The following is an 18,047-nucleotide window of genomic DNA, read 5'->3' as shown; positions in this document are numbered from 1 at the left end:
GAATCAGCCCTGTTTTTATGGAGTTCGTGCATGTCCACACACCGCCAGCGCGCACTTCCTGCGTTTCCAGGCCATCGAGCACTTTGATTCCAAACGCCTTGGCGCGAATGCCTGATCCTTTCTTCCAATAACTGTACGGAGACACCCATGAAAGCCATCGCCTATTACGCTTCCCTGCCAATCAGCGACCCCAAGTCCCTGCAAGACATCGAGCTGCCTGAACCGGTCGCCGGCCCCCGTGACCTGTTGGTGGAAGTCAAAGCCATCTCGGTCAATCCGGTCGATACCAAAGTCCGGCAGAACGTGGCGCCGGAAAACGGCGCGGCGAAGGTGCTGGGCTGGGACGTCGCGGGTGTGGTCAAGGCGGTTGGCAGCGACGTCACGCTGTTCAAGGCTGGCGACAAGGTCTTCTATGCCGGCTCGATTGCCCGGGCGGGCGGCAACAGCGAGTTGCATGTTGTCGACGAGCGAATCGTCGGCCATATGCCCAGGACCCTGAGTTTTTCCGACGCCGCCGCCCTGCCGCTGACCGCCATCACCGCGTGGGAACTGCTCTTTGAACGCCTGCAAGTTCGTGAAGGCAGTACCGACGAAGGTCAAAGCCTGCTGATCGTCGGCGCAGCGGGCGGCGTGGGTTCGATTCTCACGCAATTGGCCAAGCAACTGACGGGGTTGAAGGTGATCGGTACCGCCTCCCGCGAGCAGACCCGTGACTGGGTCAGCGAACTCGGCGCCGACCTGGTCATCGACCACAGCCAGCCGTTGAGCGAAGAATTGAAACGCGCCGGCATTGAACACGTGACCCACGTCGCCAGCCTGACCCAGACCGATCAGCATCTGCCGCAATTGGTCGAAGCTCTGGTGCCGCAAGGCAGACTGGCGCTGATCGACGATCCGAAGTCGCTCGACATCGGCCTGCTCAAGCGCAAGAGCCTGTCGCTGCACTGGGAGTTCATGTACACCCGCTCGCTGTTCGAAACACCCGACATGATCGAGCAGCACAAGCTGCTAAACCGCGTCGCGCAACTGATCGATGCCGGCACCTTGAAGACCACCGTGGGCGAGCACTTCGGCACGATCAATGCGGCCAACCTGCGTCGCGCCCATGAGTTGCTGGAGAGCGGCAAGGCCAAGGGAAAAATTGTTTTAGAAGGTTTCTAAAAATAAAACCTCGCAGCCGCTGCTTATGCCAGAGCGGCGGCGAGGTTTTTGCCGTCAGTCAGTTGCCTGCCCGTTGTCACAATTGCACGCGTATTGAGGTCTACAATCGAAGCCTCTGCGATACATCTTTTACACAAGGGAGGTCAGCAATGAAGATCCTGATAAAAGAAGTGGCAAGGTCCCAATGGCAGGTTCGCCTGGATCAGCACGTCGTAACTTTTCGCAGCGAAGCCGAGGCTCTGGCCTTCACTCGCACCCTCGAAGCGCGACTTTGCGCACCCCATCGAATCCCCGAACTCAGCCAGCAGCGCGCTGCTGGCTGACGTTCTTCAACCTGGGGCTTGCGCCAGCGCCCGGGCGTTCTGCAAGCGCCGGGTGAGCAGCGCGACGCTTACCACCAGCAACCCGCACAGGCTGATGACCAACGCCATCGGCACGGCGCTGCCGTCGTGCAAAACCCCCACCAACGCCGCTGCACCAGCGGCGATGCTGAATTGCAGGCACCCGAGCATTGCCGATGCGCTGCCGGCCCGCGCGCCCTGGCCGTTCATCGCACAGGCCGACGCATTGGGAATGATGCAACCAAGGCTGGCGATGCAAATGAACAAAGGAATCAGCAACGGCCACAACGCTTCAGGACGCATCGCGCCGACCGCCAGCAGCGTCAGCCCCGCCAGGAAATACACCCACACCGCACGCACCAGCAAAAACGCAGGGCCACGCTTGGCGAGCAGGCGCGCATTGACCTGCGCGACCAGAATAAAGCCCGCCGCGTTGGTGCCGAACAGCCAGCCAAAATGTTCGGCCGGTACGCCGTAAAGCTTGATGAACACAAACGGTGAACCGGCGATGTAGGCGAACATCCCGGCGATGGCGATGCCGCCGGTCAAGGCATGACCGAGGTAGACAGAATCCTTGACCAGCCGCGTGTACTGACGCAGTGCACCGGACAAAGGCTGGCGCGGCATAGTTGCCGGCATGCTTTCCGGCAGACCGAGCGCCACCGCCAGACCCGCCAGCGCGCTGAATCCGGTCAGCACCAGAAAGATCGATTGCCAACCGGTGGTGTTGACCAGCAGACCACCAAGCATCGGCGCCAGAATCGGTGCCAGGCCCATCACCAGCATCAGCTGGGAAAAGACTTTCGCCGACCCCACCGCGTCGCACTTGTCGCTGACCACGGCACGGGAAATGACCATGCCTGCGCAGCCACCCAGCGCCTGGACGAAACGTGCGCCAATCAGCCATTCCAGATTGGGCGCGTAGGCGCAGGCCAAGGACGCCAGGGTGAACAGGCCGACGCCGCTGAGCAGCGGAATCCGTCGCCCGAAACGGTCGGCAATGGGGCCGTAGGCCAGTTGACCCAGCGACAGGCCGAGGAAGTAAGCCGCCAGCGTCAGCTGTACATGCTGCTCATCGGTACCGAACGCCAGCGCCATGGATGGAAACGCGGGTAAATAGAAGTCGATCGCCAGCGGACCGAAGGCGCTCAAGGCGCCGAGTATCAGAATGGTACGAAAATTCATCAGGCATCCAGGTGGGCAAGTTGCAGCCCGACAGTCTAGCCGCGCCCGGACGCCTTGAACATTCCGATAGCTCGCTAACGATCAGTTTCAGACGAGCTTCACTTCATAACCTTCTTCGCGAATGGCTTCGATGACCTGATCGGCACTCAGCCCGCTTTCGACACCAACCTCCTTGCTGGCCAGATCGACGCGCACACTGGCCGCCGGATCCATGGCCTGCACCGCCTGGGTAATGGCTTTGACGCAGTGACCGCAGGACATGCCTTGAACGTTGAACACTTGCATGGGAAGACTCCTTTGAGTGAGATTGCCAGCAGTGTCAAGGTTGCCACGATGGCAAGGTCAAGTTCTGCGCAACACTGCCGGGCTGGCAATCAGCGCCGCGCTCGGCCAAGCTGCGTACATCAATGACTCGAATTCAGGAGATTCAGCCATGCGCTGGTCAGCTTTCAGCCTGTTTGGCTTCCTCAGCCTGTTTGCCGCCATCCCTCAGGTGCAAGCTGCCGGCGAGGATTACGCAGTACTGATCATTTCCCGCGAGCGCCTGGAAGTGGCGACCTCGTGCGAGATCGGTGTCTACATTCAGGATCAGCTCTCGGCGCGCCTGTTTCAGGAGCAGAGCACTTCATTCAACCTGCCACCGGGCAAGGTTTCGCTGCGCTTGAAACTGCTGCCGGGCCAGGCGCCGGGCTGCAGTCCCGGCATGCTGGCGCCGGGCTCGCAGGAAGTCGTGCTGCATGCCGGCGATGTGCTGAAGTTCCGGTTGGCGATGAATGCTGAAGGTGCGTACCTCAAGCCGGCCGGCCTGGGTTATTGAGCCCCAAATCGTTCTCACGCTCTGCGAGGGAATGCCTCCTGTGACGCGAAGCGTCACGCTCGGGACGCGGAGCGTCCATGGCTGCATTCCCACGCGGAGCGTGGGAACGATCTGACCGCAAACTGGTGCTTGACCTTGCCCGCATGGCAAGGTTGATCCTTGTAGACATCTACTACAGGGAGCGCGCCCCATGTCCGAATCCATCACGTTCGATCTGCCGATTGCCGGCATGACCTGCGCCAGTTGTGCGGGGCGTGTCGAGCGAGCCTTGAGCAAAGTCAGCGGCGCCCGCGCCGTCAGCGTCAACCTCGCCACCGAGCAGGCTCGGGTAGAGGCACCCGGCGACAGTTTGCCAGCGTTGATGGAGGCTGTTGAGCGCGCCGGTTACAGCGTGCCCCGGCAAACCCTCGAATTGAGCATCGACGGCATGACCTGCGCTTCCTGCGTCGGCCGCGTCGAGCGCGCCCTGAACAAAGTCCCCGGTGTGAACAGCGTCAGCGTCAATCTCGCCAATGAACGTGCGCATATCGAGTTGCTCGGTCAGGTCGATGCGCAAAACCTGCTTGATGCGGTGAGCAAGGCCGGTTATTCCGCCAGCGTCTGGCAAGCCGAACGGCCACAATCAAACGATCAGCAAAAACGCCTGCAACGCGAACGCTGGGCGCTGATCTGCGCAATTGCACTTGCCCTGCCGCTGGTATTGCCGATGCTGCTGCAGCCGTTCGGCATTCACTGGATGCTCCCCGCCTGGGCGCAATTCGCCCTCGCCACGCCCGTGCAATTCATCTTCGGCGCACGCTTTTATGTGGCGGCATGGAAAGCCGTGCGCGCCGGGGCCGGCAACATGGACCTGCTCGTCGCTCTCGGCACCAGTGCCGGATACGGCTTGAGTCTGTACGAATGGGCCACCGCCGCCGGACGCATGCCCCATCTGTACTTCGAAGCCTCCGCAGTGGTCATCGCGTTGGTGTTGCTCGGCAAATATCTGGAGAGCCGCGCCAAACGCCAGACCGCCAGCGCCATTCGCGCGCTGGAAGCGTTGCGGCCGGAGCGCGCGATTCAGGTTATCGACGGCCATGAGCAAGACGTTGCGATCAGCGCGCTGCGCCTCAATGATCTGGTGTTGGTCAAACCCGGCGAACGCTTCCCGGTCGATGGCGAAGTCGTCGAAGGCCAGAGCCATGCCGACGAAGCGCTGATCAGCGGCGAGAGCCTGCCAGTGCCCAAACAACCGGGCGACAAAGTCACCGGCGGCGCCATCAATGGCGAAGGACGCTTGCTGGTGCGTACGCAGGCGCTGGGCGCCGAAACCGTGCTCGCGCGGATCATCCGTCTGGTGGAGGACGCGCAGGCGGCGAAAGCGCCGATTCAGAAACTGGTGGATAAGGTCAGCCAGATCTTTGTCCCGACCGTGTTGCTGATTGCCCTGGCGACGCTGATTGGCTGGTGGCTGTATGGCGCTTCGCTGGAAATCGCATTGATCAACGCCGTCGCCGTTCTGGTGATCGCCTGCCCATGCGCCCTCGGCCTCGCCACCCCGACCGCGATCATGGCCGGGACCGGCGTCGCGGCGCGCCACGGCATTCTGATCAAGGACGCCGAAGCACTGGAACGTGCCCATGAAGTCAGCAGCGTGGTGTTCGACAAGACCGGAACGCTGACGTCGGGCACGCCGCGTATTGCCCACTTCAGTGCGGTCGATGGTGACCAGGACAACCTGCTGACGCTCGCCGGTGCGCTGCAACGCGGCAGTGAACACCCGCTGGCCAAAGCCGTGCTGGACGCAGCGGCCGAACGAAGCTTGAACGTGCCCAACGTCAGCGACAGCCAGTCGCTGACCGGTCGTGGCATTGCCGGCACGCTTGACGGCCGGCGTCTGGCGCTGGGCAATCGACGGATGCTCGATGAAAGCGGCTTGAATGCCGGTGACCTGGCTGAGTCCGCCGCAGCCTGGGAAAGCGAAGGCCGCACGCTGTCATGGTTAATCGAACAAAGCCCCGAGCCAAAAGTGCTGGGTTTGTTTGCCTTTGGAGACACGCTGAAACCCGGTGCACTGCAAGCGGTGCAACAACTGGCCGCCCGGGGTATCCACAGCCACCTGCTGACTGGGGACAACCGTGGCAGCGCACGTGTAGTGGCCGAGGCGCTGGGCATCGACAATGTCCACGCAGAAGTGCTGCCGGCCGACAAAGCCGCGACCGTGGCCGAGCTCAAGAAAACCGGCGTGGTCGCCATGGTCGGCGATGGCATCAACGACGCCCCGGCCCTCGCCGCCGCAGACATTGGCATCGCCATGGGCGGTGGCACCGACGTGGCCATGCACGCCGCCGGCATCACGCTGATGCGCGGCGATCCACGACTGGTGCCGGCGGCGCTGGAGATCAGCCGCAAGACCTACGCGAAGATCCGCCAGAACCTGTTCTGGGCGTTCGTCTACAACCTGATCGGCATTCCGCTGGCGGTGTTTGGCTTCCTCAACCCGGTGCTGGCCGGTGCGGCAATGGCGCTCTCGAGCGTCAGCGTGGTGAGCAATGCGCTACTGTTGAAAACCTGGAAACCCAAGGACCTGGAGGAACACCGATGAACATCGGCGAAGCGGCCCGGCAGAGTGGCCTGAGCGCAAAAATGATCCGTTATTACGAGTCGATCGGTTTGCTCAAGGCAGCCCATCGCACCGACAGCGGTTACCGGGTGTACGGTAGCGACGACCTGCACACCCTGGCGTTTATCAAGCGCTCGCGGGATCTGGGCTTTTCTCTGGAAGAAGTCGGCAAGCTGCTGACCCTCTGGCAGGATCGCCAACGCGCGAGCGCCGATGTGAAAGCACTGGCACGGCAGCACATCGACGAGCTGAACCAGAAGATTCGCGAGCTGGGCGAGTTACGCGACACCCTTCAGGACCTGGTCGAGCACTGCAGCGGCGACCATCGCCCGGACTGCCCGATCCTCAAGGAACTGGCGTCGGGCTGTTGCGCGCAACCCGCCCGCGCTTGAACGCCAACAGCCTCACCACGCACAAGGTGCCGAGGGGAATGCCGTGAAACAGCATGACCACGGCACCCGGCGCCCACCAGGTATAGAACGGCGCGGCGATGAGCATGCCGATGCCGAAACCGGTCATCTGCAGCAGCGTCAAAACGCTGAAGATCGGCAGACGCAGCGCCTCGGGTTCGCGTTGCAGACGTGACATCAGGCTGACTTCGGACACCCCGTCGCCGAGCCCGGCCGGCAGTGCAAACAGCAGCAGACCGTAGAGGCTGTGTTGCTGGAACATCAGGATGAAACCGCACGACATCAGCGCCACGCCAAAGAAAAACCGGCGCTCCAGATGGCTATTTTCCGAACCCTTGAGGCCGCTGGCGATGCGCGCGCCGAGCAGTTTGCCGCAGGCCCATACCGCAAGGGCCAGGCCCAGCGTTGTGCTTGCCGCTTGCGGCGTGAGCAGTTTCGAGATGATCGGAAACCCGACGTTGTGTGCGGCACTGCCCAAGGTGTCGGCCATCGTCACCGCAAGCATCGCCGCCACCACTGGCGCCGAACGCAAGCCCTGCCTGAGCGCGACCCATTCGCCGCGTTCCGGTTGCTGGTTGATGTCAGTCTTTTCAAAGCGCAACGGCACGATAAGCAGCGCCGCCAGCAGATAGGTGAAGGCATTCAGGGCGAAGACCGTTTCGAAACCAAAAGCGGCCACCAGTAATCCCGACACCAGACTGCCGCCGACCATTGCCGCTGAAGAGGCCGAAGTGATCCAGGCGTTAGCCTTGAGCAACTGCGCCGGCTCGATCAAGCGCGGCAACTGGCTGTTGAGGCCGATGGCAAACATCGAATTACCCAGACCGAGCCCGAAGGCAATCACCGGCAACAGCCATGCCTGCTGACTGGCGGGCGTGATGAGCAATAGCCCCAGCAGGGTGGCGCGCAACAGGTCAAAAGCGATCAGCGGCGTGCGCCCCTGCCAGCGCCGGTAGAACCGTGTGCCGATCAGGCTGGCGAAAATCCCGCCACCGACACGACTGGCGAGAAAGATGCCGACGCTCATGGCGCTGTTGCTTAAAAGATAAACATACGTGGCCAGCGCGACCATATTGAGGAAGGCGCCGAAATCGGAGATCAAGCGGGCGGTTACGATCAGGTGAGTATTGCGCGCAGTGGTCACATTCAGTCCTTGAGTGTGGGTCGGGGCGGACAACAGTAGACGCGAATTCGCCAGAATGTAGAAGCCCCTCACCCTAACCCTCTCCCAGAGGGAGAGGGGACTGACCGAGTCGCTTGGCAGAATTACGCCGACCTGGAAGACCGAGCTGAATGCAGATTCTGAAAAGGATGGAGATCGGCTCCCTCTCCCTCGGGAGAGGGCTGGGGTGAGGGGCAGCGCACGCAACGACACAAAAAACCCGGCCGAAGCCGGGTTTCTGATCAGACAATCACTGCATCCATGGCGGCGGCGGTGGTTCTTGCGACTTGCCCTTGGGCTCGTCGTCCGCCGCGCGGATCGCCTGCTTGCGCTCTTCGTCCAGGCGCGCCGCTTCGATTTCGCGCAGTACCCCGCCGACATCGGCCAGGTCCTCCGGATCATCGAACTCGCCGGTCAGCACACTGTTGGGGTGCAAGATACCGGCTTCGTACAGCGCCCACATTTCCTTGGCGTACTTGGTCTTCTTCAACTCCGGCGCGAAACGGCCGAAGTACGAGGCCATGTTGCCAACATCGCGCTCAAGCATGCTGAACGCGTGATTGTTGCCCGCCGCATCGACCGCTTGCGGCAGATCGATGATGACCGGGCCGGTTGGTGTCAGCAGCACGTTGAACTCCGAGAGGTCACCGTGCACCAGACCGGTACACAACATCAGCACGATCTGGGAAATCAGGAACGCGTGATATTCACGCGCCTGATCCGGTTCCAGCACCACATCGTTCAGACGCGGCGCGGCTTCACCGAATTCGTCGGCCACCAGTTCCATCAACAGCACGCCGTCGAGGAAGTCATACGGTTTGGGAACCCGGACACCGGCACCGGCCAACCGAAACAGCGCGGCGACCTCGGCGTTCTGCCAGGCGTCCTCGGTCTCTTTGCGACCGAACTTGGAGCCCTTGGCCATGGCCCGGGCCTGACGACTGTTACGAACCTTGCGGCCTTCCTGATACTCGGCCGCCTGGCGGAAACTGCGTTTATTCGCCTCCTTGTAGACCTTGGCGCAACGTAACTGATTGCCGCAGCGCACTACATAAACAGCTGCCTCTTTGCCACTCATCAGTGGGCGCAGCACTTCGTCGACCAGACCGTCCTCGATCAGGGGTTCAATGCGTTTTGGAGTCTTCATCAGCTTTTATTGTGGGTCCTTTATTACCAAACACGCGAATGTCACTCGTTATACGGCAATCCTCGCCCGACGGGGAGGGGGTGCCGACCTGTGAACCTTGAGGATGCACACACTGTGCCGGATCAATCACGATCAACCCGCAGCGACCGAGGTGAATCATAGCCGAGACCGTGGCATTGATTGGTATCGGCCGGCAAGGGCATTTGCGACAGAATCTGACATGCCACGGCGCCCCTGCAGGCGAAGGCCTAAGGGGATCGTGTTCAGCGTTCGATGATCGCGGTAACGCCCTGCCCGCCCGCCGCACAAATCGAAATCAGGCCCCGGCCCTTGCCGGCCGCATCCAGCAGCTTCGCCAGATTCGCCACAATTCGCCCGCCCGTCGCGGCAAACGGATGCCCCGCCGCCAGCGAACTGCCTTTCACGTTAAGTCGGCTACGGTCAATCGAGCCCAACGGCGCCTCCAGCCCCAAGCGGGTCTTGCAGTATTGCGGGTCTTCCCAGGCCTTGAGCGTGCACAACACCTGCGCGGCGAACGCTTCATGAATCTCGTAGTAATCGAAATCCTGCAAGCTCAGGCCGGTGCGCGCCAGCAAGCGTGGCACGGCGTAGACCGGTGCCATCAACAGACCTTCGGCGCCGTTGACGAAATCCACCGCCGCCGCTTCGCCGTCGCGCAGGTACGCAAGGATCGGCAGGCCGCGCTCTCTGGCCCATTCCTCACTGCCGAGCAACACCACCGAAGCGCCATCGGTGAGCGGCGTGGAGTTGCCCGCCGTCAGCGTGCCGCTGGCACTTTTTTCGAACGCCGGTTTCAGCGTGGCGAGTTTTTCCAGGGTAAGGTCCGGGCGCAGATTGTTGTCACGGGTCAGGCCGAGAAAAGGCGTCATCAAATCGTTGTGCCAGCCTTCGCTGTAGGAGGCGGCGAGTTTGTGATGACTTTCCAGGGCCAGTTGATCCTGCTCTTCGCGGGGGATGTTCCAGGTCTGCGCCATCAACTCACAATGCTGCCCCATGGAAAGACCCGTGCGCGGCTCGCCATTGCGCGGAAATTCAGGAACCAGGTGCTTGGGGCGCAACTGCAAAAGTGTTTTCAACTTGTCGCCCGTGCTCTTGGCGCGGTTGGCTTGCAGAAGGATCTTGCGCAAGCCTTCGCTGACGCTGATCGGCGCGTCCGACGTGGTGTCGACACCGCCGGCGATGCCGCAGTCGATCTGGCCGAGGGCGATCTTGTTGGCCACCAGCAACGCGGCTTCCAGACCGGTACCGCAGGCTTGCTGGATGTCATAGGCCGGGGTTGCCGGAGACAGGCGTGAGCCAAGCACGCATTCGCGGGTCAGATTCATATCCCGTGACAATTTAAGCACCGCGCCGGTGACCACTTCGCCGATGCGCTGGCCATGCAGGTTGTAGCGCTCAATCAGGCCCTCAAGCGCGGCGGTGAGCATCGCCTGATTGCTGGCCGTGGCGTACGGCCCGTTGGACCGGGCGAAAGGGATGCGGTTACCGCCAATGATCGCGACGCGGCGCAGCTGGGTCATGAATAACTCCTGTTCCAAATGGTCGAAATTTGCCCAATCCCTGTGGGAGCGAGCCTGCTCGCGAAGAGGGCGGCACATTCAGCCTCTTCAGCGCCTGATACAGCGCCTTCGCGAGCAGGCTCGCTCCCACATGAACCGCATTTATCTGCAAGACCTGCTAAACCTGAGTGTTCAAGCGTAGGCCTTATTGCGCCGATCGAACGATTGATTGCCGTGGACAGTCCACCCTTTGAACCCCAACTTCTGGAGAGCGTTCCATGTCTGACCGCTATATCGACTTCGCCAACTCATCCCTCGGCCATCGCCTGGTCGGGGCCTTGGGCCTGCCGTCGCCGGTTCGGCTGGAACGCTGGCAGGCAGGGCGCCTGCGCCCGATCGAAGGCGCCTTGTTGATCGGCGGCGGGCCGCTGGCCGAACGGATCGGCGCGTTCGCCAATCGCCTCACCGATGGGATTTACAGCTACGGCACCGAGCCGTCGCTGGCCACCGCGTGGATTCCCGGACACGGCCCGAAACTAAAAGCCGTGGTGTTCGATGCCAGCGACCTGCAGCACACCGATCAGCTCAAACAACTGCGCGAGTTCTTCCAGCCCTTGATGAAGAATCTTGATCACAGCGCGCACCTGGCGATTCTTGGCCGCGCGCCGGAAACCCTGCGCGATCCGTTTGCTGCCAGTGCGCAACGGGCGCTCGAAGGGTTCTCGCGTTCGCTGGCCAAGGAACTGCGCAGCGGTGGCACGTTGCAGCTGATCCATGTCGGTGAAGGTGCCGAAGACCAGCTGGAAGGCCCGCTGCGGTTTTTCCTCTCACCGAAAAGCGCGTTCGTGTCCGGGCAGGTGATTCGCCTGACAGCATGCGACACGCCAGTGACCGACTGGACTCGTCCACTGGCCGGGCGCAAGGCACTGGTTACCGGCGCCGCGCGCGGCATTGGCGCGTCGATTGCCGAAACCCTGGCGCGCGATGGCGCCGACGTTATCTTGCTCGACGTGCCGCCGGCCAAGACCGACCTTGAAGCCCTCGCCGCCCGCCTCGGCGGTCGCGCCATCACCCTGGACATTTGCGCCGATAACGCCGCCACGCAATTGATCGAACACCTGCCCGAGGGCCTTGACATTCTGGTGCACAACGCCGGCATCACCCGCGACAAAACCCTGGCCAACATGACCCCGGAATTCTGGGATGCGGTGCTGGCCGTCAACCTCAACGCCCCGCAGGTGCTGACCAAGGCCCTGCTCGACAGCGGCACCTTGCGCGACAACGCGCGGGTCATCCTGCTCGCTTCGATCAGCGGCATCGCCGGCAATCGCGGGCAGACCAACTACGCAGCGAGCAAGGCCGGGCTGATCGGTCTGGCCCAGGCGTGGGCACCGACACTGCTGGAACGCGGCATCAGCATCAATGCCGTCGCGCCCGGTTTTATCGAAACCCAAATGACCGCACATATCCCTTTCGGGCTGCGCGAAGCCGGCCGACGCATGAGTTCGCTCGGCCAGGGCGGCCAGCCGCAGGACGTCGCCGAAGCGGTCGCCTGGCTGGCGCAACCGGGCAGCGGCGCGTTTACCGGCCAGGCGCTGCGCGTCTGCGGCCAAAGCGTGTTGGGGGCTTGAGCATGAGCATCGAATGGCACACGCTGGATCGCGAACCGAGTCTGCCGGGGCTCTACTCGCGGGCGGCGCTACGACGCAAGATCACCGGCACGCAGTTGCCCGGCAGCGGTCTGCGCTGCTGGGTCGATATCGACGGCAAACGGCTGGCGGCTTACCGCAAGGTCTGCGGTTTCGTCGATGACGGTTTGCTGCCGCCGACCTATCCGCACATCCTCGCCTTCGCCTTGCAGATGCAGTTGCTCACCGCCAGGGATTTTCCGTTTCCGCTGCTCGGGCTGATTCACTTGAGCAACCGAATCCGCGTGCTGCGGCCGATGGGCGCGATCAGCCGCGCGCAGGTCAGCGTGCGCGTACGCAATCTGCAGCCGCACCCCAAAGGCGCAACGTTCGATCTGTTGACCACCCTGGACGATCAACTCGGGCCGTTGTGGGAAGCGGAAAGCCAGATGCTCTGTCGCGGCGTGAAACTTGAGGGCGAGGCGCTTGCTCGGGACTGGGAGCCGTCACTGGATTTGCTGGAAGTGGCGCGCTGGACAGCGCCGGCAGACATCGGTCGCCAATACGCGAAAGTCTCCGGCGACTACAACCCGATTCACCTGAGTGCCGCAAGCGCAAAACTGTTCGGCTTCCCTACCGCAATCGCTCATGGTTTGTGGAACAAGGCACGCACGCTGGCAGCGCTCGCCGATCACTTGCCCAAAGCCAATCTGGAAATCGCCGTGCACTTTCGCAAGCCGGTGCGCCTGCCCAGCGAAGTCACATTGCTCGCCAGTGCGGCGGGCTCCAGCGGTGAGTTGCGCCTGACGGGTGCCAGCGATCTGGAGCATATGGTCGGCCAGTGGCAGCCAATCGCCTGACCCTTGCGGGGGGAAAAACACTTTAATTGTGTGTATATCACTTAAGTTTTTCCTCGCCCTGCCCTGACTTCCGCACTATTTCCAGCCTTGAATTCCAAGGCTTTTTTTTGCGCGTTTATCACTTGGGTATTAGTCCTTAGGCACTGCGCTTCGCCTTGTATATAAAGGCGTTAATACCAACTTGAGAATGGTGTAAAACCCGCCATCGACTGAGATTACAGCCACGGACGAGGCATCGCCGACGACAGATCGGCGAGCCATCGAAGGCAACGTAACGTTGTGACAGGTGCAGGAATCTCAATCATGAAAACTCAAGTGATGTGGTCCAAATCGGCAATTGCGCTGGCACTGATTCTTTCTGTTGGCCTCGCCGGCTGCAGCAGTGGCGGCGGCGGTCATCGCAGCAGCTCGGGCAGCTCGACGGCGGACGGCACGGCGGGTACCGATGGCAGCGGTGGCGCGGGTGGAGGAACTGGCGGCGGTGACACCGCAGGCACAGGCGGAACCGGGGGGACTGGCGGCACCGGTGGCGGTACCGGCGGTGGCACCAACCCTACCGATCCAACGAACCCAACGGACCCGACCAATCCGACAGATCCGACCAATCCGGCCGTACCTTCGCTGGTCACCACCACCCTGGTGCAGGATGTTGGCAAGACCGTCAGCGGTGTCGGCGATGGCGTGGGTCAGATCGGTGATTCGCTGAGCACCGTTCCCCTGGCTGGCGGTATCGTGCAGAGCGTGGCCAACACCACCGGCAACGTCGTCAGCACCCTGGGCGATGGCGTCACCAACGGTATCGGCAAACTGGCCACTGACCCCAGAGGCCTGACCACCACCGTGGCCTCGGTCGGCGGCGTGGTTTCGGATGTTGGCGATGGCGTGTCTGACCTCAGCGGCAAACTGAGTACAGCGACCGGCAGCGTGCCCGTAGTGGGCGGCGTGGTCACCAAAGTCGCGCCGCTGCTCGATGGCGTCGGCGAAAAAGTCACCATGCTCGGCGACACACTCAACACCACACTCAGCAACGGCCCGACCAGTCAGTTGACCAACAAGGTCGGCAGCAGCCTGGTGCCGGTGATTGCGATGGTTGAAAGCACCACCGACAAAATTGGCGATGCCACCGGTCTGGGTGATCCGCTCAAAGGCGTGATTTCGAAAGTCGGCGGCACCGTCAACAGCCTGGGCGGCAAGGTGACTGACGCTGGCAACGGCAATGCCTTGACCAACACCCTCGGCGGCGCCCTGAGCAACACCGGCACTGCGGCTGGCAAAGCGGGCGGCCTGGTGTCTAATGGCACCGGCTCGGGCACTGGCGGGATTGGCGGAATCGGCGGCGGCCTGGGTGGCACCGGTCTGCTGCAAACCGTCGGTGGTGCGGTGGTCAACGTCGGCACCGGCCTGAATGCCGGCAGCACCAGCGGCGTGGTCAGTGCAGGTGGCGTCACCGCTGGCGGGCTGGGCAACACAATCGCTTCGCTCAATACCGTGCTCGGTGGCTCGGGTACACCGATCACCGCAACCACCTCGCCATTGGCGAGCGTTGGCGCCGCAGTGGGAGCCGGCTTGAATCCAGTCACCAGCGCGGTGACCACCGTGACCCAGCAAGTCGGCGCTGCTACCGGTCTCGGCACGCCGGTTGCCGGCCTCACCGGTCAGGTGGGCGCTGCAGTGGGCAGCCTCGGCGGGGCGATTGCTGCAACCAACAATCCGGTCACCACCGCCGTCGGCGGTCTGGTCACCAATGTCGGCGGCACCGTGGCGGCGGTCGGCGGCCTGGTCAACGGCGGCACCGCCGGCGGTGGCACGGCAACCGGTGGCCTGGGCGGTGTCCTCGGTGGCCTGACCGGCACTCTGGGCGGCAACAAACGTTAAATTGCACCTGGCCGATTCGACGGCCTTACCTACAGCGCCTACGCTTGGTTGAGGGCGGAAGATTCCCACGAGTCTTCCGCTTTTTTCTTAGGAACAACAGCCCCATAGCTGCGACCTGACCACGGAGTGTCCCATGCGCGCGATCGCGTCCTTGTTGTGCCTCAGCCTCAGTTCCGCAGCCCTCGCCGACACCTTGCCCAGTTTTCTCAACAGCAACGAAACCCTCCGCAACCTGCCCGTACCGAACCTGCCGGCCGACGCCTATCGCCCGAGCGCGGCGCCGCTGCAAGTACCGGATCCCGGCGCGACTGCCGCGCAGCCTTTGCTGATGGAAACCAGGGTCAATTTGAAGACGGTACAAATCGAAGGCGGCACGATCTATCCGCTCAACGAACTGGCCGAAGTCTACAAACCCCTGATAGGCCGTCAGGCCAGCCTTGCCGAGCTGATCGAAGCCACACGCACTATCACCCGGCGCTATCAGCAGGACGGGTACCTGTTGTCCTACGCATTTTTGCCGCAACAGAACTTCGATGACGGCGTGGCGCGGGTAGTGCTGGTTGAAGGGTATGTGCGAGATATCCAGATGCAGGGCGACATCGGTCGGGTCAAAGGCCTGCTCGACAAACTCGCGGCAAAAATCCAGGCCGAACGCCCGCTGACCCGCAAGACGTTCGAGCGCTACACCACGCTGATGAGCCGCATTCCCGGCGTAACGATTGAGGCGCAGGTGCCGCCGCCGGGCACCACCGATGGCGCGACCACCCTGATCGCCCAAGCCAGCCGCAAACCGTTCACCAGCACCCTGAGCACCACCGAAGACAACCGCAACGGCCCACAGGCCCTGCTCGGTATCAGCAGCAACTCGCAGACCTCAATGGGCGAACAATTGAGCCTCAGCGGACTGTTTCCACCGGGGGATGACAAAGAGCATTACTACCGTCTCGACTACAGCCAGTTCCTCGATGCAGAGGGCACGCAACTTAACGTCTCGGCCTCGCGTTACCGCGCCGATCCCGACACCGAAGTGTTGATCGGCGGTGGCGGACGCCTGAGCACCCATCGTGAAAACGACCGCTACTCGATCGGCTTCAGCATGCCCTTGATCGCCTCTGCCAATGAACTGCTGACCGCTGGCTCGCGCCTATACGCGGTTGATGACAGGACGCGCTACGACGGCGTCAACTTCCCGTTCAGCACCGAACTGCGCACCGACGTCCGCGCCCTCGCTTTCGAAGGTGACTGGCGCAAGGCCGATGCCCGCCAACTGCGCATCCTCAGCGCGGGGGTTTACCAGGGCTTTGACAGCCTCGGCGCAGACACCAACTACGACGACATCGACCTCGATTTCTTTCGCGTAAGACTGTCGGGCGTGCAGAGCGACAAATTCTTCGACAACTGGCAAGGCGTGCTCTCGGCGGCGCTGTACTGGAGCGACGACACCTTGCCCGACAGCGAGCGCGCGGTCTTCGGCGGGCAGAATTTCGGACGGGGCTACCCGGACGACCAGGCCTCGGGCGACAAGGGCTGGGGCGTGGCTTACGAGGTCAACTACAGTTTCAACCGCGACGGCAACTGGGTGCGCATCCTGCAACCCTACGTGGTACTCGACCGCTCGCGCAGCTGGTTCAACCAACTGCCGGTGCAGGCCAACAACCTGTCATCAACCGCCGTCGGCCTGCGCTTCGGCGACGCCAAGTACTACAACATCGCGCTGGAAGTGGCGAAGGCCATGTCCGATGAAGCCCTGGACACGTTTAACCGCAAGCCTCGGTACAGCATCAGTTTCAGTTATCAGTTGTAGGGGGCATGCCAGTGGAGGCGGCGTTCTCAAATTTGCAAAACACCGCAAAAGCCAGCTCCCACAGGGTTGGTTGGCAGTCCATCATCGCGAGCAGACTCCCTCCCACAAAAAAACGAAAGCACAAAGCGCCCGCTCTTCACCACTCAACACAATGAGCGCAAGCTCGAGTAGCTTTTGATCTTGATCTCGGAGCCCGTCGGCAGGCTGAGTGGAGGGATTGATCCAGGCGTGGAAGCGCAGCGACCGTACGACGCAGTCGTACACAGCGAGTGTAGGTGCAGCGAAGCAAACCGGAGCCGCTGCGCCCGGATCGATCCCGGAGCGAAGGAACCCCGAGCCCCAGCGAGCGGGCCGAACGTCAGGGCACAGACCTTTGGTTACTTTGGGGCGTTTGCCAAAGTGACTCGCCGTAAGGGCGAAACCGCCAGCCGCAGCACCGAAAAAAACGGATATTCACCCAAACCCCCACCAACACGGTCGGCCCAAAGGCCGCCGAGTTCACCCGGCCTGAACCCGAGGCTTGGGAAACAAATTATCCAGAGTCTCCAACAACCTCACGTGATAAATCGGCTTGCGAAACAGATCCAGCACCTGCAACCGCAACATGTCGCTGACATCCTCCATATCGGCATGCCCCGACATCACAATCACCGGCAAATGCTCGCGCGACGTATGCTCACGCAGCCGTCTGATCAACGACATGCCCGACTCCTCCGGCATGCGCAGATCAGTAATGACCAACGCAATATCCGGATGCCGGGTCAGCAGATGCAACGCCAGTTTCACCGACGTCGCGGTATGACAGACAAACCCCTCCCCCTCCAGCAACTCCGCCAACTCCAGCAACGCGTCCTCTTCATCGTCAACCAGGAGCAACTGTTGGCGCGGCAGCGAGGGAGAATTCATGGGCAGCCCCGAAATACTGAAAGTAAATCTCAGTGTAGCGCGCCGTTGGCCAGACGCGACCGGCACTTCAATCAGGGCGTCTGCACCGGAGCCGTCTGCGCGGTGCCACCGAGCGACACCAGGATACTGTTGAAAATCGCCAGTACCTTCGCGCCAACCGGTGTCACAAACACCACGACCACCACAGCAACCATCGCCACGACAATTGCATATTCAATGGCGGAGGCACCGTCACTGCTGGCTAGAAATGCTCGAACCCGCGTCAGCAAATAATCAAGCAGCATGGATATTCTCCTCGCGCCGATATGGTCGGACGCTGGCAAACGGAGGTCCTGTCAATGCCTGGGCGCACCTGTCACTTACGCACAGACACCGAACATGAAGAGAGATAGCCATCAAGTGGTCGGACGCACTTGCGCTGTACCGCCCAGCGAGGTCAGTACCGAGTTGAAAATCGCCAGCACCTTTGCCCCGATCGGTGTCACGAAAACTACGGCGACAACCGCAACCATCGCCACCACAATTGCATACTCAATCGCCGAAGCGCCTTCTTCGCTGCCGGCAAACGCGCGAGCCTTGGCTATCAGATAATCGAAAGTCATACGAAACATAGGTCAACTCCTTCGCGC

The 18,047-nt window shown here is 62.0% G+C and carries 17 protein-coding genes; 9 read left to right on the top strand and 8 right to left on the bottom strand.

Annotated elements, in window-relative coordinates; all coding sequences use genetic code 11:
* Positions 1-147: 147 nt before the first annotated feature.
* Complete coding sequence (locus tag HU727_RS13135) at positions 148-1,161, top strand: zinc-binding alcohol dehydrogenase family protein (RefSeq protein ID WP_186531531.1); 1,014 nt, start codon at positions 148-150, stop codon at positions 1,159-1,161.
* A gap of 149 nt (positions 1,162-1,310) precedes the next feature.
* On the top strand, positions 1,311-1,484 hold the full coding sequence (locus HU727_RS13130) for a hypothetical protein (RefSeq protein WP_186531532.1): 174 nt from the start codon (positions 1,311-1,313) through the stop codon (positions 1,482-1,484).
* A gap of 6 nt (positions 1,485-1,490) precedes the next feature.
* On the opposite strand, the gene HU727_RS13125 is transcribed toward HU727_RS13130, so the two are convergent.
* Both HU727_RS13125 and HU727_RS13120 read right to left on the bottom strand, forming a co-directional pair.
* Complete coding sequence (locus HU727_RS13125; protein WP_186531533.1) at positions 1,491-2,687, bottom strand: multidrug effflux MFS transporter; 1,197 nt, start codon at positions 2,685-2,687, stop codon at positions 1,491-1,493.
* An 87-nt stretch (positions 2,688-2,774) separates the two neighbouring features.
* Positions 2,775-2,972 (bottom strand): heavy-metal-associated domain-containing protein, encoded by a 198-nt coding sequence (locus HU727_RS13120; protein WP_186531534.1) that lies wholly within the window; start codon positions 2,970-2,972, stop codon positions 2,775-2,777.
* A 148-nt stretch (positions 2,973-3,120) separates the two neighbouring features.
* Here HU727_RS13120 and HU727_RS13115 point away from each other — a divergent pair, with 148 nt between their 5' ends.
* From HU727_RS13115 to cueR, 3 genes are all read left to right on the top strand, one after another.
* Positions 3,121-3,504: a hypothetical protein gene (locus HU727_RS13115; protein WP_186531535.1), complete on the top strand. Its 384-nt coding sequence runs from the start codon at positions 3,121-3,123 to the stop codon at positions 3,502-3,504.
* A gap of 190 nt (positions 3,505-3,694) precedes the next feature.
* The gene (cueA, locus tag HU727_RS13110) at positions 3,695-6,088 is read left to right on the top strand and encodes a copper resistance metal-translocating P1-type ATPase CueA (RefSeq protein ID WP_186531537.1); all 2,394 of its coding nucleotides are present in this window, start codon (positions 3,695-3,697) and stop codon (positions 6,086-6,088) included.
* A complete protein-coding gene (gene cueR / locus HU727_RS13105) occupies positions 6,085-6,498 on the top strand; it encodes a Cu(I)-responsive transcriptional regulator (RefSeq protein ID WP_186531538.1) in 414 nt (137 codons plus the stop codon). Before cueA ends, cueR begins: the two co-directional genes overlap by 4 nt.
* On the opposite strand, the gene HU727_RS13100 is transcribed toward cueR, so the two are convergent.
* From HU727_RS13100 to HU727_RS13090, 3 genes are all read right to left on the bottom strand, one after another.
* Positions 6,452-7,660 (bottom strand): MFS transporter, encoded by a 1,209-nt coding sequence (locus HU727_RS13100; RefSeq protein ID WP_186531540.1) that lies wholly within the window; start codon positions 7,658-7,660, stop codon positions 6,452-6,454. The genes cueR and HU727_RS13100 overlap by 47 nt on opposite strands.
* A gap of 268 nt (positions 7,661-7,928) precedes the next feature.
* Positions 7,929-8,825: a PA4780 family RIO1-like protein kinase gene (locus HU727_RS13095; protein WP_186531542.1), complete on the bottom strand. Its 897-nt coding sequence runs from the start codon at positions 8,823-8,825 to the stop codon at positions 7,929-7,931.
* Between the two features lie 263 nt (positions 8,826-9,088).
* Positions 9,089-10,366 carry an acetyl-CoA C-acetyltransferase gene (locus HU727_RS13090; RefSeq protein WP_186531544.1) on the bottom strand — a complete coding sequence of 426 codons (1,278 nt, stop codon included), beginning with the start codon at positions 10,364-10,366 and terminating at the stop codon, positions 9,089-9,091.
* A 257-nt stretch (positions 10,367-10,623) separates the two neighbouring features.
* On the opposite strand from HU727_RS13090, the gene HU727_RS13085 reads away from it, so the two are divergent.
* From HU727_RS13085 to HU727_RS13070, 4 genes are all read left to right on the top strand, one after another.
* Complete coding sequence (locus HU727_RS13085) at positions 10,624-11,976, top strand: 3-oxoacyl-ACP reductase (protein ID WP_186531546.1); 1,353 nt, start codon at positions 10,624-10,626, stop codon at positions 11,974-11,976.
* Between the two features lie 2 nt (positions 11,977-11,978).
* Complete coding sequence (locus tag HU727_RS13080) at positions 11,979-12,833, top strand: MaoC family dehydratase (protein WP_186531547.1); 855 nt, start codon at positions 11,979-11,981, stop codon at positions 12,831-12,833.
* Positions 12,834-13,136: 303 nt separating this feature from the next.
* On the top strand, positions 13,137-14,708 hold the full coding sequence (locus HU727_RS13075; protein ID WP_186531548.1) for a collagen-like triple helix repeat-containing protein: 1,572 nt from the start codon (positions 13,137-13,139) through the stop codon (positions 14,706-14,708).
* 133 nt (positions 14,709-14,841) lie between these two features.
* Positions 14,842-16,512, top strand: coding sequence for a ShlB/FhaC/HecB family hemolysin secretion/activation protein (locus HU727_RS13070; protein ID WP_186531549.1), 1,671 nt, complete (start codon positions 14,842-14,844; stop codon positions 16,510-16,512).
* 498 nt (positions 16,513-17,010) lie between these two features.
* Here the strand turns inward: HU727_RS13070 and HU727_RS13065 are convergent, their stop codons facing one another.
* The 3 genes from HU727_RS13065 to HU727_RS13055 all read right to left on the bottom strand — a co-directional run bounded on the left by HU727_RS13065 (position 17,011) and on the right by HU727_RS13055 (position 18,020).
* Positions 17,011-17,418, bottom strand: coding sequence for a response regulator (locus HU727_RS13065; RefSeq protein WP_110603763.1), 408 nt, complete (start codon positions 17,416-17,418; stop codon positions 17,011-17,013).
* Between the two features lie 71 nt (positions 17,419-17,489).
* Positions 17,490-17,702, bottom strand: a complete 213-nt coding sequence (locus HU727_RS13060) for a Flp family type IVb pilin (RefSeq protein ID WP_110603764.1) — start codon at positions 17,700-17,702, stop codon at positions 17,490-17,492.
* Positions 17,703-17,813: 111 nt separating this feature from the next.
* A complete protein-coding gene (locus tag HU727_RS13055; protein ID WP_186531952.1) occupies positions 17,814-18,020 on the bottom strand; it encodes a Flp family type IVb pilin in 207 nt (68 codons plus the stop codon).
* Between the last annotated feature and the right edge of the window lie 27 nt (positions 18,021-18,047).

The organism is Pseudomonas khorasanensis (assembly GCF_014268505.2).
Taxonomy (GTDB): domain Bacteria; phylum Pseudomonadota; class Gammaproteobacteria; order Pseudomonadales; family Pseudomonadaceae; genus Aquipseudomonas; species Aquipseudomonas khorasanensis.
The sequence above is the reverse complement of the archived record's forward strand: the minus strand, read 5'-3'. Positions and strand labels throughout refer to the sequence as shown.